We start from the raw sequence: 19,646 nt of genomic DNA on the forward strand, positions 1-19,646 counted from the left end.
AGCAAGATGTGACGTTCTTGATGTGGGACTGGCAAACTTACGTTGGTAAGTATTGCGGAGGGAGGCCACTGCTTAAGAAGTCTAGACTGTGGAATGAACTCCAATAATCAGAAGTTGTTGCACAACATCACTACCAAATACAACTAACGATAAGTGCAGACCATGCCCTAACTCATGCGCGAGGCTGGGGCTTTGCTGTATCAGGAGGGGAACACTCATGGCAGTTGCATCGAAACGTTGATGTTGGAAACTAGAGCCCATTTCGTCGCCTCCTCCGGCCCCGGCAACATGCTAATTGCACCACCACTGGGTAGTGGTGCCACCATCAAGCGCAGTCCGTTGACACTGGTCGAGGGGCCCACAACCCCTCGCAAGGTGAGTATCGCGAGTACCGCGAGCGCACCCGCCAGCTGCAGCTTCAAGTTCTGCGTCTGACGCCATCTGTCCCATTGATTGAATGTCTTCAGAAGCAATCGAAAAGCCTGCTTCCTTAGCGATTTCAAGAGCGGCTTCAGGGGAGGCTGCTGCTTTGAGTTTTTCTTGCAGTTCGGTATCAGATTTTACTTTTTCTAGGAACTCCTTGAGTTGCTCTTCTGACATCTGAGAGTTGAGGCTCTTGTGATTATCTCACAACCTATTCAGTAATTCTGTATCCAATAAAAAACCCGCTGAATGCGGGTGACGGCGAAACTACTGCGGGCAAAATCGTAGGGCTTAAGGACACAATTAGCCGCTGGTGAAGTTTTTTTGTTACTGCAGGCCGTCTTGAGGTGCATCTGCCAATGCGCTATTTGGGCATGTTGCAGGGGACATTTGATATGCAAGAAACTGATTCCAGATATTTTCTGCAAACCCTCCCCCGGCAGCGGCTTCTAATTCAGCATCTTCTAAGCCTGTTTGGAATTCTTGCGAAGAAAGCATGAATCCGGCTTCTTTTGCAATGGCTGAAGCTTCCTCTAAAGTTTGCGTAGATTTAAGTTTCTCCTGTAATCCAGTGTCGGATTGAACCGCTTCCAGGAATGCTTTGAGTTGCTCTTCTGACATTGGAGGGCGTGAAGCTACATCCTGGTCATAGCAACGATCGGCAGCGGCATCGACTGATCAAGCACTCAGGGGTGAGCCACCAAACAGCCACTTGCGCATCGGACGCATTCCAGGGCAACGCCCCCAGGGCTCGTCATGGGCGCATGTGATTGCTTCTCATTCGACCAATAGCCATGGCAGCGAGAGCGACAGCATTCAGCTCGTTGTCATCGAACTTGTGATCGTCGTTTATTTGCCTGAGGGAGCCCCTCACCTCATCGACAGTCACCGTCATCCCCTTCTCAGCAGCGGTCTCCACCATGCGGCGAATCGAGGCATCAGGGCCTGCGGTCATCAGCTTTTAGAACATCTCCTGCACCGCAGCAGGCACCCCATCACGCAGTATCTTGTTCTCTTCCAGGAATGGCATCACCAAAGCTCTGCCGAATGGCATGGATCGACGAAGTCACGGTGTCGTACAGAGCAAATGACAGAACGTTTTGCCGTTGCAGGGGCTGCATGTGTGATGTCTTCCTTGACTAAATCCGCTAAAGGATCCATGAGTTGATGGTCCTTGTTGACCTGAATAGCAAAGAAGCTGGTTCAAAATCGAACTCTCAGCGACATCTGACTCGTTTACAAACAAACGACACCATTGGTGGCATGGAAACCGTGACAAACCTCATTTGAAACCACATCTAGCGTCAAATAAGCGGTCGCCAAACATAAAGCAATTCTGAACTTGTTACAAGACCAAGCATCAAGCGATCACAAGCACTATGAAGTAATCCCTGATCACCTCTAACGATGACCGATGGATGGTTGAGAGATCCAAAACAAGCATGGACAGTGAGATTTCATAAAGAGCTTCTCGCTGTAGGTAACGATTTGCGTGTCGTGGTTGATCACGGCAGACGGGATGGACAAAGCCAGAATGCATTGCTCAAATCAAGCCGAAAAATGCGTTATGAAGACGCAGTGAGTCTGTACAAAGAACTCCAGCACAAAGGCTGGGTTCATTGCGAAGCAGCCTGGTGAGTTAAGTCCTCTCGTCAAGTGAGATGATGAGGAAGGATTTTTGACATCGATGTTCAAACCGCTTTTGCTGGTCTGCCTGTTGCCGCTTACAGGCTGCACATTGATCGAGCTCACAGATAAATCTTTCAAAATCGCTCAAACACTCTCCACAGGCAATCAGCCAGTGAGAATCGAGTGCACCAGGCTAGGAAGCAAGATTGCAAATACATACACCATTGATCCCAAACAGGACAATGTCATCGTGGAGGAATGGACTGAAGATCAATCGGAAACAACAAAGCAAGTTGAGATCTGGGATTTAACAGAACGAAAATCCACCAGCTATGTCATTGAAAATATCTCAAGGATTCGCCAAAACAAAGATAAGAAGCGTGGCCCAATGAAGGTCGAAGTTAATCTCGCACTCCAAGAAGTCACCCTGAGCAAAAACCAACCACTTAAAGAAGACACTAAACCTCAATCGTTAACTTGTTCAATTACCCCTCTTACATGAACAAAGAGCCCAAAAGTCTGCAAATATTTTTACACAATGGGAAAGTAATACACTTAAAAGCTCCCACAAGTCAAAATTGCGCTTAATAGCATAAAACTATTTCACACAAAACATTAGTTAAACAAAAAAGATAGCCTTATCAATTAATTAGGTGATCACTAGTGAAACAAAAACACTTCGCCGAGACACTACAAGCCATGAGGCTTGCTAGTCATCAGGACGATAGACCTTCTTTCTGACGAATCACCCAAGCTGTTGAAGCTTGCTGCTGCTTCCATGCAAGCAAAAGATCCTTCGCAAGATCGCGTAGCTGCTGAGGGTCATCGTAAGAATCGATCTCACGCGAAAACTTCTCGACTTCAAACTTTTGACCAAGAGTCAAAGCAATGGGTTCCATCTGCGTTTTCTACCTAGCCAACGCAAGGTACCCCGGATGTTTTGATAGAGCAAACGGAAAACGTAGTGATTACAACCGATTCCAAGAAAAGATGCTCATGCCAATACAAATTGCTGATTACAAAACATTGCCTGACTGCGCTGATGACTTGGATTTGCTTTGCTGAATGCCCTAGAAAAGAACTGCAGCAACTCGAATCAATGCATTTCTCCTGGCAAAAACATCTTGAATTGTCCAGGAATGTATCCAACGCTGCAGACAAAGATTCTGGATATGCACTCGCCTTAATGGGTATTGCATTGACAATGCTTGTGACCGATCTTCTCGCTCATGAATTAAGTCATGCTCCTGTCAACCAGGAGGAAATGGATCCAAGCCAACTGCTTGGCTGAAGAAACCAGCGCAGAGATCATTAGCTCAACCTTCGATGACTGGACAGACCGCTTGAAGCTTCAGTCATCAAATGGGTCCATCCGCTGCCGCTCAGCGGATGAAATTTGGCAAAGCACTCCCACTCTCGTCGTTGAGCATGCTGCTGGCAATGCGTGATTCGACGGATGTCAGAGCAGGTCGTCTGCCCACACACTGAGTGCATGATCTGATTCGGGGGCGTCCAATGCGAGACGACGGTCCGACTGAGCAAGGGTTAGGAGCTGCCTGACTGGCTTGACAAGCCCAACAGCCAGACGCTTCGAAACTCCCATTCAGCGTTCTGAATGCAAATTCTGAGCTTTTAGCAAGACAGCAAGACCGTCTTTCGCTCACGGGAGACGGTCTTTCTTGTTTTGTGTGCTTTGTAGCGACAGCAAGTAACCAACCAGATCTAGAACCAAACAAACGCTTTTTGAGCCATGCAATCCATTGCCAGGACCCAAGGCCAAACCAAGAAGCCACAGAGCACGAAGCCAGCAATCTTGCTAGCAAGACCGATCCACCCCGCTAGCCAAGACAAAAGCCAGCACAACAGGAGGCCTCAGTGAGGCTTGGCGGTTTCAAGAAAACAAATGCCTCAGCTCAATGCTGGGGCTTTGTTCTGTGAACCAGGAAGCGTCAATCCAATTCCCAGCATTCAGATCCATGGGGAGTCAGCAAGCAAACCACGTGCGCTTCAGCGCTGATCACGCGATACGTACGTCCATTCGCTTCTGACTTCACCCTGGCATGCCAGAAAGCATGCTCTTGATTGGTGTGCTGGGTTTTTGAATCCCAACCATGTTGCGTGAGCTCCTGAATCGTGAACACAGAATCAACCTTTGTTCTTGCCCACGTTGGAAGATTCATGTGACCAATGCGAACGAACAATAGAAAGTGATCAAAATTGCTTCATGCCCTGTGGCAGAACAGTCAGCAAGGGATGTGAACCAAAAAAAAGAGCCGGGCTCACCAACCCAGCTCTGTGGCGACGCATCTCCCCTCGCCCCGAAAGGAGATGCACCAAGTTTGTTGAGTCATCCTGAACCGATGGTGACAAACGACACCAATCACTCTCCAGGTGAGGGAGTGGGAACACAATGACTGAATCTGCATGGCAAGCAGATCAGGACGAGAAAAGGCGATGGGCCAGAAGGCATGGAGACATCCATGTGACTGAGCAAAAAAAAAGCCCCGTCGAAGACGGAGGCTTTGAGTGGTGTGAGGAGTTGGTGTTTCACCAACCACCATCGGTCTAGGACAGTGAGTACCTATTTGAAGCATCTTTAAAGATCTGGTCACAGAGAACTGGCACTGTGACGCTTCTTGCGAGCCCTTCACCACGGTGTGACGACACAGCGCGCTGCAACGTGAGTACAAGAGTCAAGAAGATATTCCTGGTCACTCTGGATCAGTAGATTATTTCGAACTGCATGGAGCCATGTCACTCTCTGAGAATGATCTTGGCATCACAAGCATTGATGAGCTGGTGAGCTGGACGTCGTCCTATGTCCACTTCAAGCAAGCGCTTGAGGTGGTGACTTGGACACCGGACCAAGCGGTCTGCTACCTCAATGCCTTTCCTGAGTTCAGAGAGCGGTTCTCCAAAGAGCTGACCAAGCAGGGCCACCTGGAGGCCCGGCTGCCAAAGGCCATGCGAGACAAAATCGCCGCAAATAAGCCTAACTTGGAATTCATCAAAACGGTTTTACTTGGATCCAAAGAGAATACAGACCACTAGATATTGGCCCCAAGAATTGCCATTTCAGTGCAATGGTTATTCGTCTCTCCATCAACCAACCGATAATCACCACCTTCCCCTCTCTCGACTTCACAATGAATCCCAGGCGGTGACTTGATCAAAAGGCTTAATCGTCAATTTTTTCCAACAGGATTGTACATTCACGATCAGTTTTGATTTTCCATTTCTGATTATTTTTGATTGCTTCAAATTCAAATAAGCGATCCTCGACGTCTTCATCAATGACCGTGAAGCCTCGCGCTGCGATCATCTGAGCACAGTCTGAAATGGAGCGTGATTGAGCGATACCTGGTGTGCCGAATGCACTGAGCAACACGGCAACACCTGCAACGAGCCATTGATTCCCTGACATGCTTCTTTCATCAGCGTCAGTTCATTCCTTTAGCCAGCAACCACAGCTTTGTCAGCACATGCCGCCATTCATGCCTGCTGCGAACACGCATCATGATGGGAGTGGTGACCGAAAACGACAGACTTTGATTCCTGTTCAGGTGTCGTTGGTCATGCTCCAGCAAAACAACCGCTGGTTGCTGCAGCTACGGGACGATATCGACGGAATTGTGGCTCCAGGGTGTTGGGGATTGTTTGGGGGACATCTCGAAGAGAATGAATCTGCCGAAGTCGCTTTACGACGAGAACTCCTGGAAGAAATTGGTTGGTGTCCCAAGCAGCTCAATCCATGGCTTCAACATCGTGATTCTGCACGTGTGGTTCACGTGTTTTCAGGAGAGCTCGCTGTCCCCCTCAACCAGCTGCAACTTCTTGAAGGCCAAGACATGGATCTGGTGAGCCTTGAGGAAATCCGTCGTGGATGGATCTGGAGCAAGCGTCTTCAAGCCAAACGTCCATTGGCACCAGTACTGCGTCAACTCACGCCAAGACTGCACGAGCTGGATCAGGCAGCCTGAAAGAACAGAACAACCAACAAAGCCATCAAACCCAGCAAAATCCAGAAAAGCGGGCCGGATAGCCCACGAGAGCTCGCTTGAACTGGGGACCCAGCTCGGCCTGGAGCGCGGCGCTGATCAGCGGGTGTTCCGCAACGGTTGCAAACAAGGCGTCCACCAAGTGAACGATCAGCACGAAAAGAGCTTGAGCCGCATTGAACGCAGCGTCGTGTCGACATCAACTCGGTGTTCAACCAGGTCCAGAATCATCGAATGAACCCTGATCACGCAAGCCACAAGCACTCACCCTGGTTGGATATCCAGTCGGTTGAAGCATGGATCGATGGCCAACGGATCGTTCACAACCTGAGCCTGATGCTCTGGCCTGGGCAATCAACGGTCATTCTCGGCCGCAACGGAGCTGGCAAAAGCACTCTGGTGAAGTTGATCAGTCGCAGCCTTTATCCCGTGGTGCAACCGGGCTCGCACCTACGCCTGTTTGGCAGTGAAACCGTGAATGTCTGGCAACTGCGCCAGAGGCTGGGAATCGTGAACACCGAGCTGGAGCGACGTATCCCTGCCGCGATGACAGGGAGAGAACTGCTGCAATCGGCTTTTTTCGGAGCCATCGGGCTGGGCCGCGATCGCCGACCCAGTGATCAACAGTGTCAGCGAGTGAATTCTCTGCTGCAAAGCCTCGACCTTCAGAAGCTGGGTGACGTCGGATTCGGTCAGCTTTCCGATGGTCAGAAACGTCGCCTGTTGATTGCGCGATCTCTCGTGCACGATCCCGATGTGCTCGTGCTGGATGAACCGATCAATGGCTTGGATCTGCGGGCACGCCACAAGCTGCTGGCGCTGCTGCGGGATCTCTGCAGAAACGGAACCACCTTGGTGCTAGTGACGCATCACGTGGATGCGGTCATCCCCGAAATTCAACGGGTTGTGGGCCTGACGGAGGGCAAGGTGAGCATGGATGGCTCTCCCAAAGACATCCTGACCGCTGATCAGCTGTCGAACTTCTATGACACGCCCCTGACGGTTGTCGAAAGCCATGGATACCGCCAAGTGCTTCCCGCCTGATCAGGATTGAGGTCTGAGTGAGCGCATCACCCCATCAACACTGAGGGAAAGAGGCTGCATTGCCATCGGGATGGAAGCCGATGTCATAACCTCTCCTCGCCAGCGGGGTGACGCCTTGAACAGCAACGCCAGAATCGATGCCCTTCAGCTGATGCTGACCGATCTGCGCATGCGCAATGAACCGATTCGGCACAAAGCAGCATTCCGTGGGTGCCAGCCTGAGTTTCAGGCGTTGGTGACCCAGTTGATCGAACAACTCGAAGCGGAGCTAATCGAGGAGAAGCAAACGTTTCGAGCCGCTCAGCGGGGCTGATTCCTGTAGGCGGCAGGAGCCATCACAAGGAACACAAACCACCAGATCAACACCAGGCCCGACAAAGGCACGGTGATCCAAAGCCTGTGCAGGACCAGCCAGCTCGAGAGCATGGCGATGAACCCGGTCAGCAGGATCGACCAAGGCTGACACCACATGGGTTTATGCGCCCAGAGATCAAGGTCCTGTGGGTTCGTCACCGCAGCGTCTCAAGCGAACCGGCCCCATGCAGCCGAATGAGGTCGTCATAGCCACCAATCAGGTCGCCATCAATGAAAATCTGAGGAAACACACTGCGGCCACTGCGCTGACGCCAGGCCTCAAAACGCGCATCGCTGTCGACTGTGTCGAGCTGATAGGGGATTGCAAGCCGGTTGAGCAGCTGTGTTGCTCGGTGACACCAGGGACAGCCAGGAAGCACCGCCACCTCAACACGTTTCTGCACAGGGGCTGCCTGTGCCGTCGGCAGACCGCTCATCCCCAGCAACAGCTGAGCACCCTTCAGCACAACCGTGCCGGGCTCCAGGTGGCCGCCCCAGACCTGACAGGCTCCGTCGGAAAGGCTGAGATGGAGATGGACGGCTTCAGGGGAAAAGGTGCCGTTCAGGGTGATGATCTCCAGCTCTCCCGTCAGACGTGTCGGCTGCTCCTGTCCAGGACATTGGAACGATGCTTGAGAAAGATTGCCGACAACTCCGAGGACAAATCCACTGAGTTTGTGCTCAGCAGCAAGGGCACTGAGAGTCTGATGAAGGTCTTGTCCGGGTTCCAGCTGCAGGGGCAGGGTCTCCATCCGGACAGATCAAACAAACGGGGCCAGATTACCTCTATCCACAGCCACGACCCGACGGTACAATTGCGTTACTGTTCGGTTACGAAATCGTGTCATTCCTCCGAGGATTGCTGGATGAGCTCCGCGATCAGCTGGAAACAGAACCGCTGACGATCACTGCGGCTCAAGTGGCGGAGGCGGCAGATTCAGAACGGCTCAACGTGACTCTGCCGGGGGGTGTGATGAATCGCCTCAAGCAACAGGCTCTCGCGGAAGGACGTAGCTGCAGCAGTCTGGCCACCTTTTTGATCGAGGATGGACTGAGGCGGCACGCGATGCTGCGCTGACACACGATCGATCATTGGCACATCAGTTGAGCAGTCGATCCGTGATCTGCTTCACCTCTCCACTGCGCTGGAGTTGCAGCAACTCCACATCGATTGGCGTGCGCAGCTCGTTATCGACCGGGAGAACGAATCCATAGGTCTGCGTGGCCAACGAAAACGGCGCCATCTTGAACGGCGCCTTCGGATTCTGTTGGAGGTAGTAACGCAAAGGAGCCCGGTCAAACAAAACCGCACTCACATCACCGCTGGACAGCAAGGCAATGGCTTGGGGAAGCGTGTCGGCCTGCTTGGGTCGGGCTCCGTAAAACTTCGCCCACGTTTCACTTGTTGTGCCAGCAACGACAGCAACGGTTTTGTTGCGCAGATCCGATCGCTCGCGAATGGCGGACGGTTCCAGGTTGGAGAACGACACGGTGAAGGCCGAAGCCAGTCCAGCGGTGATCGATGACAGAGCCAGCAAAGACATCAACATCCAAACGCCAGCAATCGTTCTTCCGGTTCTGGAGGTCGGTGCACGGTCGCCGTAGCCGACGGTGGTCAGCGTCACCAACGCAAACCACATGCCGTTGCCAACCCCTTTGAAATAAGGACGAGGGAAATGTTCCGAATTGCGCCGTCGTTCAGCCAACCAGATCAGATTTCCCACCACAAACAGCAACACCATCAATCCACCAAGGGATGAGAGCGCAGCCCAACCGAAAAAAGGCTTGAAACGCGACCAAAGGCTGGGGGGCCGCGCGGGGATCATCAGACCCTCTTGCCCGTGAAAATACGGTTGGGTGAAATCAATTTTTGGATTGGCGAGACGATCAGGAGTGATGCTGATTGGCCCAATCGCCAGATCAACAACGCCCTTGCTCACTGCATCGATGTTGGCCTCGGAGTTGGGCTGAGACACGTAGACGAAGGGACGATCCAGGCGACTAGCTGTTTCCTCCCAGATCTGAACGCTGATGCCCTCCAAACCATTCGTGTCCGAAAACACGAAGGGAACAGAGCCGCTCACACCCACCTTGATCACCGGAGGCGCCGCAAGCGACGGAGCTGACCATCCCAGCAGGGCAAGCAGAAGCAGCGACACTCTTGAAATCATCGCCATCAGAATCAGCCGTTCTTCTCAAGTCGCTTGACGATCACCCCCATGGCAACCAGGGAGCCCAGCAGAGCCAGCAGCAACGCAAGAGTCATCGACAGTTCAATAAACGATGGTTGTGACACCGAGGTTGCCATCTCTTGCTCAGCGAAGCCATGCCAACCGGTGACAGCAGGGATGGATTCCAAGCGGTCCGGAAAAATCTCTGCAGAATGAAATGTCGTTAACGCTTCGTTTTCTGCATTGATCGTCCAGCAGACCACCGATGCTGATGAGCAGAGCCGAAACGCGGGGTTGCCGCAAGCCGTCAGCCAAGGCGAGGACTGCCACTGGAGCTGGAAGGCCGAACAACTCCTGCTTCTCGGCCAGAAGGCACTCTGGAGGCCCGCAGGGGGAGAGTTATTCGTTGCTGACTTGCATCTCGGAAAAGCCGAGGTGTTTCAATCCTGCGGGATTCCGCTACCCAGTGACGGTGATCGAGACACCCTTGAGCGACTGGAAGCGCTCTGTGCCACGTGGCAGCCCACCCGGCTGATCATCCTGGGCGATTTGATCCATGGTCCCCTCGGGTTGACCGACCGCCTGCGTGCAGATCTTCAAACGCTCGATCAACGCTTGAACACCGATGTCGTGCTGGTGGGTGGCAACCATGACCGGAGGTTGCCGACCAGCGAACGCACCCAGCAGCGATCCTTCAGGCTCGGCGCTCTTTGGTTAAGCCATGAACCCGAACCGCCAAGCGACGGCGAGCCAGGGCTGAATCTCTGCGGGCACGTTCATCCCGTCACCACCGTGCGACAGGGACCCGATCGCCTGCGATTGCCCTGCTTCGCCTATGAAGCAAGCCAAGAGCGGCTGTTGCTGCCTGCCTTCGGTGCGCTGACGGGAGGCCATGACTGTGGTCAGGTTGATCGCAAATGGTTGGTGGCCGAGGGTCGGGTCATGGCCTGGCGAGACCCCTCGTCACCATCGCGCAGACGCAGGTGGACCCGTTGAACCAGCCACGCGCCACATCGGTTGCCCCCAGACGCAGGCAAAGGCGCCAGAAACCGCGTCGACCTCAGCCGAACCAACAGCAGCCCCGGAACACGAGGCCAGGACATTCGACGCGCTGGCAACGGCGCTGGCTGATTCTGGGATTCCCTGTCGCCACCTTTGCCACCTTGGTGTTTCTGGCCCCTGGAGAGCCAGACCCTGCTGTGGACTCGCGCTCTGAACAGCATCAGGCCAGAAGCCCTGCGCTCGGATCGTTTCGCTACCAGCCGAATGATGAGGTCTACGCCCTGGATTTCGATCCACGCAACGTGCGGCTTGGGCTGCTGGAGGGATGGGATCGCGAGCAGGATGCGTTTGCCGATGAAGCTGCACTGGCATTCGTCTCCGGCCCTATGTACGAACGGCACATCGATACAGAAGGCCAGGAGATCACTGTCCCCTTGGGTGATCTGAAGTTTGGCCGCCGGGTCTGGCTCGGGAAGAACCGCACAGCCTCACGCCAGCGTGCCTACATCGGCATCCAAGGCAATGGCCAGGTCGATTTCGGCTACGGGGAGTTGAACCAGGACCGCATGAAGACCTACGACACCTTCGTCGGTGGTCTGCACAGCATCTACAACGACCTAGAAGCGCCCCCCAGCAGCTATCAGGGCGCCTACAGCGTCAGCATGGGTCAACGCATCCGGTACTACCTACCCAGGATCCGGATGGTCTATGGACTGCGTCGGGATGGGCGACTGGAGATGCTGATGAGCCGTGATGGGCTCACCCTCGAACAGACCAAAGCCCTAGCGCGCCGTCGTGATCTGGTGGCGGCCTACATGCCCGACCATGCCTCCAAGAGCCGCTTGATCATTCCAGGGGTGAAAGGATTCACCGAGGAGGATGCCAACTGGATCAGTGGTGGGGCGACCAGCTTCGTGCACGTTCCCTACCTGCTGCGACTGAGCAAACGTCACCAGCCTCTGCAGGGAAGCCTGATCAGCGATCTGTCCCAACAACTGCAGGACCAGACCCAATGTGATGGCCCAATCAGCTGCAGCCGATGGGCCGGCCATCAACTGATGGACCGCGCTCTGGCAGGACTAAACAGGGTGATCGAAACAGGTCTGGAGCCTGTGGCCCGGGCGATCTGGTCTCCCAAACGCACACCCCTGAATCCCGATCCTTCCTCGCCGGAGTCCCTTGGCCGCAGCGAGCGCGCGCCCTTACCCGAGCCACCAATCACCGCAGACCCACTGCTGCTGCTGGAACAACACGTGATGCCTGAAGAGATCCTCAGTGATGACCTGGTTCCGTCACTGCCACCAATGGATCAGGCACCGCGACCGGATCTACCGCCACCGATCCTGCTGGAACCGGAGAGTCCTCTTGCCGAACGATCGATGGACGCTGATCTCGAGCCAGGAGAGATCCCCGTCACCGAAACGACGCATCCAGATCCTCCCGCTCCGCCTCCCCTCGATGCTGAGACGTCATTGAGTGTTGAAGCTCCGCCACAACTGGTGCTGCCACCACCTCCACCTTGACCAGCCAGTTTTACGGACAAACCATGAGATTGCCCCATGAATACTTTTCATTAAATGTAAAAAGATATACCTCTGCAGCGGTGAATTTCGATGGATCACAAACGATTGATGAATACACAAGAACAGCCGTAGATCTTTTCCAAGTTCGAAACGAACAACGTGGCTTTTATCAGTCGTGTTTGCCAAACCTCAAAAGGTTCGACCATTGATGCCATCGGACAAGGCCAGTACCGCGTCTGCAATGACCGCAGTGGGTGCACCGTGAAAACAGGACTCTGGGCTGCCTATGAAGCGCTCCGAGAACTGGAGCAACGCAGCGTGCGCTGAATCAACTCAACGGCAGAACAGACACCTCCTCAACGCAGGAACAACCCATTGCAATCACCGGAGGGAGGTGTCTGAAAGCAGATTGACTCAGGCGACCAATAACCAACAGCAGGAAAACGAAGCCCCTGTCGGCGTGCTTCAGCATTCACCGCCGCAACGCCTTTGGCTGTCACCAACACGTGACCTGGTGCCTCCACCTGGTCAAGGAAGTCTTGCTCAGGCATTTCTTTCTGGGGAGCCGCTGCCATCGGCAGCGACGACAAGGTGACGGCCGTCGCACAGGCCATTGGCAGGACAGAACGGAATGACATCAATTCAGAAAAGCGAAATTCAGTGCAGTGCAGTCATTTCAATGAAAGCCAATCGGTGAAAGCAGCTCAAGGCCTTCACTTGGTGGTGACGATGACTGGTGTTCCCACGTCCACCTGTTGAAACAGCGCAATCACATCCTGATTCAGCATCCGAATACAGCCGAGACTGACGGCAGCGCGCAGCTTCACCCAACTGGGCCATGCCGTTCCATGAATGGCGTACTCCCCTGAACCAATCTGGAAGTAGGCCATGTAGCGCACCCCCACCGGATTCTCCGGTCCAGGAGCAATCACTTTGCCGCCCTTGTGATACACGGGCGCCTCTTCCATCCGGGTAATTGCGTAGGTGCCTGCTGGGGTTGGAGATTCCGGCGCACCGATGGCCACGGGAAAACGCTTCACCACCTGACCGTTGTCGAACAAGGTGAGATAGCGATCTCTCAGGCTGATCTCAATCGACTTTTCCGCACGGACGGGGGCCTGAAACAAGCCGAGACTGATCAAGGCCAGGCCTGCGGGAAGAGCGATGCGCCTGAGACGGTGAAGCATGACCCTGAACACGTGTTCGGCGACATTTTGACCCAAGAATGAATCCGGCTACGTTCACTGCATCAAACCCAAGGCACTTGTGACGCGACTCTCGACGCTTGCCACCACCCTCAAGCAGGTTCCTTTCCGGTGGGTCACAGCTGCCATGGTCGGTTTGAACGCGGTCGTGCCATCCATCGCGCATGCCGGATTCACACCCGAGGAACTGGCGGCCTTCGAGATCACCGAGATGCGAGCCACGGTGACGACAGCGCTTCCCGAAGAAAAAGTGATCGAGGTGATCGATCCCCACGGCCACAAAGAAATTCTCACCGTCGGGATCGATCTGACCCCCCTCAAGCTGCAACCGGGCGACAACATTGAGCTCTCGATCCTCGACGGATTGGTTGTCGAGATGGAGCCCAGCACGAGCACCGAACTGAGTTTCAACCGCGAGGACATCATTCTTCCCATGGATATGGGCCGGTTGAAACAAGGCATGCGCGTTGCCCTCGCCTCCGGAACAGCCAAGGTGATCAGCATCGATCACAACGACAACGTCATCGACCTGCTCGGTCCTCTCGGGGGCATCAACAATCTCGATGTGCTGGGCGATCGGGGTGTTGATCCGTTTGAACGGATCGCTGTCGGAGACATCGTGAACTTCAGGCTGATTCAGCCCTTGGCGGTTGGGGTTCGCAAACTGCCGGCATCCACGCTCCCTTCAGCTCTTCAGGCCTATCGGCTGAGTGGAGAACCTTTGATCATCAGTCCTCTGATGAGTGAGGACGCAACACTTAAAAGTGAGCTGGTGGATGCCTTCGAACTCGCTCAAATCAAAGCCACCATTCAGCGACTGGTGCCGGGTGAGCGGGTTGTTGAAGTGAAAGGTGCTCAAGGGCACACCACGCTGCTCACGACAGCAGTGGATCCGGCGGAAGCCGGTCTCAAGGTTGGCGACGTGGTGAGCATCGAATTGCTCCAGGGTCTGGTGGTGGACTTGCGTCCCTCCAAGCAGAGCCAACCATTGCTTCAACGTGAAGACCGTCGGCTTGCTCAGGCGTTCGGTCCTGTCGATGCCGGCGCACGCATATCCATGGTCACCGGCACTGCCGAAGTGGTGCGCCTCTCACGCACTGATCACAAGGTGACGCTGCGCGGTCCCCTTGGAAAAATCCACAAACTCGACATTCGGCCGGAACTGGAAGGCTCGGTGTTCAACGATCTGAGCGTGGGCGACTTGGTTGATTTCAGACTGATCAACCCGATCGCCATCAACATTGAGCCGATCGCGCAGCGCTGAACCTCAAGCCTGCGCTGAAGCGAGGGCCCGCACAACATCACCACGGGTCAACACCCCCACAGGACAACGCTTCTCATCCACCACGATCAAACGCTGGGTGCCTTTGTCGTGCAGCATTGATGCCGCCTTAGGCAACGGCAGGTTGGTCGCACAACTGTGACTGTCCCGTCGCATCAGATCACCAACCGTGTTGCCCAGCACCTGATGCACCTGCCGGTCCCAATTGAGGGGATTGCGCAGGTAGATGACGCTGTCGAGCAGCATCACGTAAGGACCAGCATCCACACCGCTCTCACGAACCATCAGATCCTGTTCGGTGAGCTCTCCGATCAGAGCGCCAGTGCCGTCGATCACGGGCAAACCGCTGACGTGGTGGTCACTGAGAAGTGTGACCGCGTCCTGAAGGGGCGTCTCAGCAGTCACCGTCAGCACCGGAGCGGACATCACTTCCCCGACCGTCTGCTGAAGCACCATGGGATCTGAACAACTGCAAGCATTCTGAGCCTTGGTCTCTCCCTGGCGACGGTGGGCTGACCGCTTCACCCTGATCCGCGCCGTCCTCGGTGCTCCCCTGCTGGTGCTGCTCGCGTCTGAGCAGTTCGCCCTGGCGTGGCTTTTGCTGCTGTTTGGTGCCTTCACCGACTGGGCCGATGGCTGGATGGCACGTCGTGCCGATGGTGGCAGCAGCTGGGGAGCCCGTCTCGACCCTCTGGCCGACAAGCTGATGATCAGTGCACCACTGATCTGGCTGGCGGCCACATCACAGCTGCCGATCTGGTCGGTCTGGCTGTTGTTGGCCCGTGAGTTGCTGATTTCGGGATGGCGAGCAGGCAGCGCCAGTGGCGCACCAGCCTCGTGGCTAGGGAAATGGAAGACCACTCTTCAATTTCTCAGCCTGTTTCTGATGCTGTGGCCCGCGAGCTGGGGCTCAGCCCAGCTCGCGGAGCTCGCCCATGCCCTGGGCTGGTGGTTGTTCTGGCCCGGGCTGGGCTTGGCGCTTTGGTCGGCCTTGGCTTATCTCAGGCCCCAATCAACGCCGCGTCAGCAGTGAAGTCAGGATCGACACTCGGAGCCAGCGCATAGTCCCTGCCATAACTGTCGGCCATGCACGCTGCAGCATCAAACCGTGGTGTCCAGGCCAGTTCCCGCTCCACCCGGGTGATATCGGTCAGAAAATGACTCAATCGGAGAGGGAAAGCCTTGCGGGCCTTTGGATCCAGCCCACTGGGGTCAAAGCTGCGGAGATCCAGACTGTCCACCTCACGATCACAGGCCACAGCCGCCGCTTCAATCAAGCCTCGGAAGCTGATGCCCTGTTTCGAGGAGCAGTTGTAGATCCGATTGCAGGCAGCATCCACCTCAAGGCTGCGGGCCATCGCTTCAGCGAGATCCTCCACATGGCCGATCTGGGTGATCGTGGTGCCATCGCCTGGAAGCGGGACAGGCCTGTTGTTGACGATCCGGTCAAAGAACCAGCGCTCGACCGGGTTGTAATTGCCGGGACCAACGATGTAAGTGGGTCGGAAGCTCGTGAAGGGGACCCCTTCGCGCATCAGCCAAGCCTCTGTCTCCCCCTTGCCGGCGTGACGGCTTGCCGGATCAAGAGGGCTGTCCTCAGTCAGAGGCCAGACATCACTTCCGGAATACACACCCGCTGAGCTGACGTAGAGGAAGCGATGCGAAGGCGCACCGGTGCGCTCCAGCACGCGCTGGCTGTCTTTCAACGTACGTCCTGAACTGTCGACGATCACATCAAAGTGACGACCTTTGAGCTGATCGAGTGCTGGATCATCTCCACGATCACCGTTCACCGCCTCAACCCCTTCAGGCACGGGCTGCCGTCCACGGGTGAACACAGTGAGCTGATGACCCTGATGCAGCAAACGGCTCACCAGAGGCTTCCCGACGAAACGGGTTCCTCCCATCAACAGGATTTGCACGGTCAGCCAAGCGGAACGGGGGGTATTGAAGCGTGCTCGCCCCACCCATGCAGGATGGGAGGCAGTCCAATCCCTCGGCCATGCAGATCATTCCCGCCATTGACCTGCTGGGAGGCTCCTGCGTCCGTTTGCATCAGGGGGACTACGACCAGGTCACCCGGTTCAGCGACGATCCCGTCGCCCAGGCCTTGAGCTGGCAGAACCAGGGGGCCCAACGGTTGCATCTGGTGGATCTCGACGGGGCCCGGAGCGGAGAACCGGCCAATGACTCGGCGATTCGATCGATCACAGAAGCCCTCACCATCCCGGTGCAGCTTGGAGGTGGTGTGCGTTCAGCAGAACGGGCTGAAGAACTGCTCCGGTGCGGACTGGAGCGCGTGATCCTGGGCACCGTCGCCCTGGAGAAACCTGAATTGGTTGTGGAGCTGGCTGGACGGCATCCAGGGCGGGTGATCGTTGGCATCGATGCCCGACACGGCAAGGTCGCAACACGGGGTTGGTTGGAAGAAAGCGACACCGAAGCCACGGCCCTGGCTGCACGCTTCAGTGAATCGGCGATTGCCGCCATCATCAGCACGGATATCAGCACGGATGGAACGCTGGCTGGCCCCAACCTGGAGGCTTTGCGAGAGATGGCCAAAGCCAGTGCGGTGCCGGTGATTGCATCGGGGGGCGTTGGTTGCATGGCCGACCTGCTGGCTCTCTTGGCCCTGGAACCGCTCGGTGTGGAAAGTGTGATTGTGGGTCGTGCGCTCTATGACGGCCGTGTGGATCTCAAGGAGGCGTTGATGGCACTGGGCAACGGACGGATCCAGGATCCGCCGGCCGGTGTGATGGCCGATCTGGCCTAAACGCACACGTCGTCTCCCCTTGACGTCGGTTTAATCTGAAGTCGTTACGACGACTGCCGTGGAGTCGCCAGCCCAGTCACCCCTGATCATGGGCGCCAGAGGCGTAGGCACCCTGCAGGATGCGTTCGACCAGTGCCGGTATCTGGGCATGCGTTTTAGCCGTCAGCGCCGCATGGTGCTGGACCTGCTCTGGACGGAAGCGAGTCATCTCAGTGCCCGCGACATCTTCGAACGACTCAATCAGCAGGGGCGAAAAATCGGGCACACATCTGTCTATCAAAATCTCGAAGCTCTGCAGACCGCTGGAGTGATCGAATGTCTTGATCGTGCCAGCGGACGTCTCTACGGCTATCGCAGTGATCCCCACAGCCACCTCACCTGCCTGGAAAGTGGAGCGATCGAAGATCTTGATGTTGAACTTCCCGACGCGTTGCTGAAGGAAATTGAACGCCGCACCGGCTATCGGATCGAGTCCTACACCCTTCAACTGAACGGACGTCCAAAACTGCCCCTGGAGGAACAGGCTTAAGGCCGTTACCTTGACGCGCATAGGCGCAGTTCAAAGTCACCGTGAACGACCAGGTCCGGGAGATTCTTCTATTCGCTCCCGAGCTCCTCGGTGAATCGCTCGCGGCTGAATTACCCACCGAAAGCTGTCCCTGGCAGCTGAAACGATCAGCGGACGATCTCTCTGGCCATCCCGCCCTCGTGATTTGGTCGCTACCCAGTCATCCCACGCTGGTGATCGTTCAGCGGGAGATTCTGCATTTGCAGCAACGCTGGGCTCCAGCGCCCCTGCTGTTGGTGCTACCGGACGACTTCCGTCATGACCCGACAGAGCTCCTTGCTCTGAACTGCGATGGAATTGTTCAAGACCCCGATCTTGTTTCCTTGCGGGAGGCCGTGCAGACGCTGCTCTCCGGTGGTCGCGTACTGCGCGTCCGTACTGGCTCGCCACAGGACAAAGCCCAGAGTCAGCCGATCGGTCTGGCCCAAGGATTGTTGCTGAGTGGACTGCGTCAGATCGGACGCGATCTGCAGGTGATCGAAGCCCTTCTGGATCCGCCCCCGGACCATGCGTTGCTCCGACTGCTTCTGGAAGGGCGATGCCGGGAGCTGCGTGCAGCCAGAAATCTGTTGCTGTGGATTTGGGGCCCCCTGCAGATGGGGCTGGCTGATGCCGTCCCCTTACGCGCCAACAATGAAACGCTTGACCTCACCCTCAACGAGCGCCAACCGAGCGCGGTTTGGAATGCCATCCAGCAGCGGATTGAAGATGCCGTCGACCACGGTCTGAGCAACGGCACCGGCCAGCTACTGGCCATTGAAGGACTCAACCCCGAACGTCGCCGCGACCTGCTGTTGACACTGCTGAGGCAGCTGCACGAGGTACTGCTGCGCCTACGCCAGGACGAGCTGTCCAACGCGCGGGATGCCAAGGCTTTGGGTGAGCGATGGCGGTCCCTGCAAATCGAAGTGAAACAACAGGCGCTGCGCAGCGTGGCCGGCAGTTACGTGAGGATTCCTCTTGGTGAGGATCTGGTTCCCGTTGCGGATCAGCTGCTCCAACGCACGAATCTCGAGCAGCTGGATGACGAACTGCCCGATCCCCAGTCGATGCTGTCATCACTGGTTCTAGATCAGCCCGTGCTGGTGGATGGCCAGTTGCTGCCCTCTGATGACCCCAGGGCGTTGATGCAACTGGAAACGTTGATCAGCAACTGGCTGGTGCGTACCGCTGAAATCATCGGCTCCGAGCTCCTTGGGGTCTGTGGTAACTGGCCGGAGCTGCGTCGGTACCTGCTTCAACAGGATCTGCTCTCCACCAGGGAACTGGAACGGTTGCGCAATCAGCTCAACAGTCAGTCGCGCTGGCAGGACTGGGTTGAGCGACCGATCCGACTTTATGAAAGTCGCCGTTTGCTCTTTCAACTCAAATCTGGACGAATTGAACCGCTCCTGCTCACGGAACCCCGTGATCAGGAGCTGAGACAGCTTCGCTGGTGGCAGCAGCAGGTGGCACTGCTCGTGGAAGCACGCGATGCCCTCGCTCCACAGGTCCAGGCCTTGGTGCGTCGCATCGGCGATCTGATGGTCGTGCTTCTCACCCAGGTCGTGGGCCGTGCCATCGGTCTGATCGGCCGTGGCATTGCTCAAGGCATGGGACGCAGCCTTGGGCGCGGTTAAGACACTTCCGAAATTCGGAGTGGTTGCACGTCAGAATGCAGCGCTGGTTTCCGGA

At 55.9% G+C, this 19,646-nt stretch carries 30 protein-coding genes; 17 read left to right on the plus strand and 13 right to left on the minus strand.

Annotated elements, in window-relative coordinates:
* Positions 1-291 precede the first annotated feature (291 nt).
* Both SynNOUM97013_RS07080 and SynNOUM97013_RS07085 read right to left on the minus strand, forming a co-directional pair.
* Complete coding sequence (locus SynNOUM97013_RS07080) at positions 292-600, minus strand: Nif11-like leader peptide family natural product precursor (RefSeq protein WP_186479115.1); 309 nt, start codon at positions 598-600, stop codon at positions 292-294.
* Between the two features lie 150 nt (positions 601-750).
* Entirely contained in the window at positions 751-1,044 is a 294-nt protein-coding gene (locus SynNOUM97013_RS07085) for a Nif11-like leader peptide family natural product precursor (protein WP_186479116.1), read from the minus strand.
* 91 nt (positions 1,045-1,135) lie between these two features.
* Here SynNOUM97013_RS07085 and SynNOUM97013_RS07090 point away from each other — a divergent pair, with 91 nt between their 5' ends.
* The 3 genes from SynNOUM97013_RS07090 to SynNOUM97013_RS07100 all read left to right on the plus strand — a co-directional run bounded on the left by SynNOUM97013_RS07090 (position 1,136) and on the right by SynNOUM97013_RS07100 (position 2,554).
* Complete coding sequence (locus SynNOUM97013_RS07090) at positions 1,136-1,591, plus strand: hypothetical protein (protein ID WP_186479117.1); 456 nt, start codon at positions 1,136-1,138, stop codon at positions 1,589-1,591.
* A 239-nt stretch (positions 1,592-1,830) separates the two neighbouring features.
* Positions 1,831-2,061, plus strand: a complete 231-nt coding sequence (locus SynNOUM97013_RS07095; RefSeq protein WP_186479118.1) for a DUF1651 domain-containing protein — start codon at positions 1,831-1,833, stop codon at positions 2,059-2,061.
* A gap of 49 nt (positions 2,062-2,110) precedes the next feature.
* A complete protein-coding gene (locus SynNOUM97013_RS07100) occupies positions 2,111-2,554 on the plus strand; it encodes a hypothetical protein (RefSeq protein ID WP_186479119.1) in 444 nt (147 codons plus the stop codon).
* Positions 2,555-2,768: 214 nt separating this feature from the next.
* Here SynNOUM97013_RS07100 and SynNOUM97013_RS07105 read toward each other — a convergent pair whose 3' ends face one another.
* Positions 2,769-2,951: a hypothetical protein gene (locus tag SynNOUM97013_RS07105; RefSeq protein WP_186479120.1), complete on the minus strand. Its 183-nt coding sequence runs from the start codon at positions 2,949-2,951 to the stop codon at positions 2,769-2,771.
* Positions 2,952-3,094: 143 nt separating this feature from the next.
* Between SynNOUM97013_RS07105 and SynNOUM97013_RS07110 the strand changes: the two genes are divergently transcribed.
* Together SynNOUM97013_RS07110 and SynNOUM97013_RS07115 are read left to right on the plus strand one after the other, a co-directional pair.
* On the plus strand, positions 3,095-3,343 hold the full coding sequence (locus SynNOUM97013_RS07110; RefSeq protein ID WP_255442621.1) for a hypothetical protein: 249 nt from the start codon (positions 3,095-3,097) through the stop codon (positions 3,341-3,343).
* A 1,460-nt stretch (positions 3,344-4,803) separates the two neighbouring features.
* Positions 4,804-5,103 carry a hypothetical protein gene (locus SynNOUM97013_RS07115; protein ID WP_186479121.1) on the plus strand — a complete coding sequence of 100 codons (300 nt, stop codon included), beginning with the start codon at positions 4,804-4,806 and terminating at the stop codon, positions 5,101-5,103.
* A 127-nt stretch (positions 5,104-5,230) separates the two neighbouring features.
* On the opposite strand, the gene SynNOUM97013_RS07120 is transcribed toward SynNOUM97013_RS07115, so the two are convergent.
* Positions 5,231-5,476 carry a hypothetical protein gene (locus SynNOUM97013_RS07120; RefSeq protein WP_186479122.1) on the minus strand — a complete coding sequence of 82 codons (246 nt, stop codon included), beginning with the start codon at positions 5,474-5,476 and terminating at the stop codon, positions 5,231-5,233.
* A gap of 70 nt (positions 5,477-5,546) precedes the next feature.
* Here SynNOUM97013_RS07120 and SynNOUM97013_RS07125 point away from each other — a divergent pair, with 70 nt between their 5' ends.
* A complete protein-coding gene (locus SynNOUM97013_RS07125) occupies positions 5,547-6,032 on the plus strand; it encodes an NUDIX domain-containing protein (RefSeq protein WP_370586410.1) in 486 nt (161 codons plus the stop codon).
* A gap of 25 nt (positions 6,033-6,057) precedes the next feature.
* Here the strand turns inward: SynNOUM97013_RS07125 and SynNOUM97013_RS07130 are convergent, their stop codons facing one another.
* A complete protein-coding gene (locus SynNOUM97013_RS07130) occupies positions 6,058-6,207 on the minus strand; it encodes a hypothetical protein (RefSeq protein ID WP_186479123.1) in 150 nt (49 codons plus the stop codon).
* Positions 6,208-6,284: 77 nt separating this feature from the next.
* Between SynNOUM97013_RS07130 and SynNOUM97013_RS07135 the strand changes: the two genes are divergently transcribed.
* Both SynNOUM97013_RS07135 and SynNOUM97013_RS07140 read left to right on the plus strand, forming a co-directional pair.
* The gene (locus SynNOUM97013_RS07135; RefSeq protein ID WP_186479124.1) at positions 6,285-7,094 is read left to right on the plus strand and encodes an ABC transporter ATP-binding protein; all 810 of its coding nucleotides are present in this window, start codon (positions 6,285-6,287) and stop codon (positions 7,092-7,094) included.
* 115 nt (positions 7,095-7,209) lie between these two features.
* The gene (locus SynNOUM97013_RS07140; protein WP_186481495.1) at positions 7,210-7,407 is read left to right on the plus strand and encodes a hypothetical protein; all 198 of its coding nucleotides are present in this window, start codon (positions 7,210-7,212) and stop codon (positions 7,405-7,407) included.
* On the opposite strand, the gene SynNOUM97013_RS07145 is transcribed toward SynNOUM97013_RS07140, so the two are convergent.
* Positions 7,395-7,607, minus strand: coding sequence for a DUF6737 family protein (locus SynNOUM97013_RS07145; RefSeq protein WP_186479125.1), 213 nt, complete (start codon positions 7,605-7,607; stop codon positions 7,395-7,397). The two genes, SynNOUM97013_RS07140 and SynNOUM97013_RS07145, sit on opposite strands and share 13 nt — an antisense overlap.
* Positions 7,604-8,200 carry a PCC domain-containing protein gene (locus SynNOUM97013_RS07150; protein ID WP_186479126.1) on the minus strand — a complete coding sequence of 199 codons (597 nt, stop codon included), beginning with the start codon at positions 8,198-8,200 and terminating at the stop codon, positions 7,604-7,606. Before SynNOUM97013_RS07150 ends, SynNOUM97013_RS07145 begins: the two co-directional genes overlap by 4 nt.
* A gap of 89 nt (positions 8,201-8,289) precedes the next feature.
* Here SynNOUM97013_RS07150 and SynNOUM97013_RS07155 point away from each other — a divergent pair, with 89 nt between their 5' ends.
* Positions 8,290-8,526, plus strand: coding sequence for a CopG family transcriptional regulator (locus SynNOUM97013_RS07155; RefSeq protein ID WP_186479127.1), 237 nt, complete (start codon positions 8,290-8,292; stop codon positions 8,524-8,526).
* Positions 8,527-8,548: 22 nt separating this feature from the next.
* Here SynNOUM97013_RS07155 and SynNOUM97013_RS07160 read toward each other — a convergent pair whose 3' ends face one another.
* Together SynNOUM97013_RS07160 and SynNOUM97013_RS13765 are read right to left on the minus strand one after the other, a co-directional pair.
* Positions 8,549-9,619 carry a transporter substrate-binding domain-containing protein gene (locus SynNOUM97013_RS07160; protein WP_186481496.1) on the minus strand — a complete coding sequence of 357 codons (1,071 nt, stop codon included), beginning with the start codon at positions 9,617-9,619 and terminating at the stop codon, positions 8,549-8,551.
* An 11-nt stretch (positions 9,620-9,630) separates the two neighbouring features.
* A complete protein-coding gene (locus SynNOUM97013_RS13765; RefSeq protein WP_255442622.1) occupies positions 9,631-9,756 on the minus strand; it encodes a hypothetical protein in 126 nt (41 codons plus the stop codon).
* A gap of 106 nt (positions 9,757-9,862) precedes the next feature.
* Here SynNOUM97013_RS13765 and pdeM point away from each other — a divergent pair, with 106 nt between their 5' ends.
* The 3 genes from pdeM to SynNOUM97013_RS07175 all read left to right on the plus strand — a co-directional run bounded on the left by pdeM (position 9,863) and on the right by SynNOUM97013_RS07175 (position 12,471).
* Positions 9,863-10,615 carry a ligase-associated DNA damage response endonuclease PdeM gene (gene pdeM / locus SynNOUM97013_RS07165; RefSeq protein WP_255442623.1) on the plus strand — a complete coding sequence of 251 codons (753 nt, stop codon included), beginning with the start codon at positions 9,863-9,865 and terminating at the stop codon, positions 10,613-10,615.
* The gene (locus SynNOUM97013_RS07170) at positions 10,537-12,144 is read left to right on the plus strand and encodes a hypothetical protein (RefSeq protein WP_255442624.1); all 1,608 of its coding nucleotides are present in this window, start codon (positions 10,537-10,539) and stop codon (positions 12,142-12,144) included. Before pdeM ends, SynNOUM97013_RS07170 begins: the two co-directional genes overlap by 79 nt.
* Positions 12,145-12,303: 159 nt before the next feature.
* Positions 12,304-12,471, plus strand: a complete 168-nt coding sequence (locus tag SynNOUM97013_RS07175; protein WP_186479128.1) for a hypothetical protein — start codon at positions 12,304-12,306, stop codon at positions 12,469-12,471.
* 29 nt (positions 12,472-12,500) lie between these two features.
* Here the strand turns inward: SynNOUM97013_RS07175 and SynNOUM97013_RS07180 are convergent, their stop codons facing one another.
* Both SynNOUM97013_RS07180 and SynNOUM97013_RS07185 read right to left on the minus strand, forming a co-directional pair.
* Positions 12,501-12,782, minus strand: coding sequence for a hypothetical protein (locus tag SynNOUM97013_RS07180; RefSeq protein WP_186479129.1), 282 nt, complete (start codon positions 12,780-12,782; stop codon positions 12,501-12,503).
* A 75-nt stretch (positions 12,783-12,857) separates the two neighbouring features.
* Positions 12,858-13,331: a L,D-transpeptidase gene (locus tag SynNOUM97013_RS07185; RefSeq protein ID WP_186479130.1), complete on the minus strand. Its 474-nt coding sequence runs from the start codon at positions 13,329-13,331 to the stop codon at positions 12,858-12,860.
* Positions 13,332-13,410: 79 nt separating this feature from the next.
* On the opposite strand from SynNOUM97013_RS07185, the gene SynNOUM97013_RS07190 reads away from it, so the two are divergent.
* A complete protein-coding gene (locus tag SynNOUM97013_RS07190; RefSeq protein WP_255442625.1) occupies positions 13,411-14,613 on the plus strand; it encodes a hypothetical protein in 1,203 nt (400 codons plus the stop codon).
* A 3-nt stretch (positions 14,614-14,616) separates the two neighbouring features.
* Here SynNOUM97013_RS07190 and SynNOUM97013_RS07195 read toward each other — a convergent pair whose 3' ends face one another.
* Complete coding sequence (locus SynNOUM97013_RS07195; RefSeq protein WP_186479131.1) at positions 14,617-15,087, minus strand: CBS domain-containing protein; 471 nt, start codon at positions 15,085-15,087, stop codon at positions 14,617-14,619.
* A 31-nt stretch (positions 15,088-15,118) separates the two neighbouring features.
* On the opposite strand from SynNOUM97013_RS07195, the gene pgsA reads away from it, so the two are divergent.
* Positions 15,119-15,664 carry a CDP-diacylglycerol--glycerol-3-phosphate 3-phosphatidyltransferase gene (gene pgsA / locus SynNOUM97013_RS07200; RefSeq protein WP_186479132.1) on the plus strand — a complete coding sequence of 182 codons (546 nt, stop codon included), beginning with the start codon at positions 15,119-15,121 and terminating at the stop codon, positions 15,662-15,664.
* Here the strand turns inward: pgsA and SynNOUM97013_RS07205 are convergent.
* Positions 15,633-16,553, minus strand: a complete 921-nt coding sequence (locus SynNOUM97013_RS07205; RefSeq protein ID WP_255443085.1) for an NAD-dependent epimerase/dehydratase family protein — start codon at positions 16,551-16,553, stop codon at positions 15,633-15,635. The genes pgsA and SynNOUM97013_RS07205 overlap by 32 nt on opposite strands.
* A gap of 80 nt (positions 16,554-16,633) precedes the next feature.
* On the opposite strand from SynNOUM97013_RS07205, the gene hisA reads away from it, so the two are divergent.
* The 3 genes from hisA (at position 16,634) to SynNOUM97013_RS07220 (ending at position 19,591) form a co-directional block, all read left to right on the plus strand.
* Positions 16,634-17,404, plus strand: coding sequence for a 1-(5-phosphoribosyl)-5-[(5-phosphoribosylamino)methylideneamino]imidazole-4-carboxamide isomerase (gene hisA / locus SynNOUM97013_RS07210; RefSeq protein WP_186481501.1), 771 nt, complete (start codon positions 16,634-16,636; stop codon positions 17,402-17,404).
* Between the two features lie 88 nt (positions 17,405-17,492).
* On the plus strand, positions 17,493-17,933 hold the full coding sequence (locus SynNOUM97013_RS07215; protein ID WP_186479133.1) for a Fur family transcriptional regulator: 441 nt from the start codon (positions 17,493-17,495) through the stop codon (positions 17,931-17,933).
* Between the two features lie 41 nt (positions 17,934-17,974).
* Positions 17,975-19,591 carry a DUF3685 domain-containing protein gene (locus SynNOUM97013_RS07220; RefSeq protein ID WP_186479134.1) on the plus strand — a complete coding sequence of 539 codons (1,617 nt, stop codon included), beginning with the start codon at positions 17,975-17,977 and terminating at the stop codon, positions 19,589-19,591.
* The last annotated feature ends 55 nt before the right edge of the window (positions 19,592-19,646 follow it).

Source organism: Synechococcus sp. NOUM97013, assembly GCF_014279815.1.
GTDB lineage: Bacteria > Cyanobacteriota > Cyanobacteriia > PCC-6307 > Cyanobiaceae > Synechococcus_C.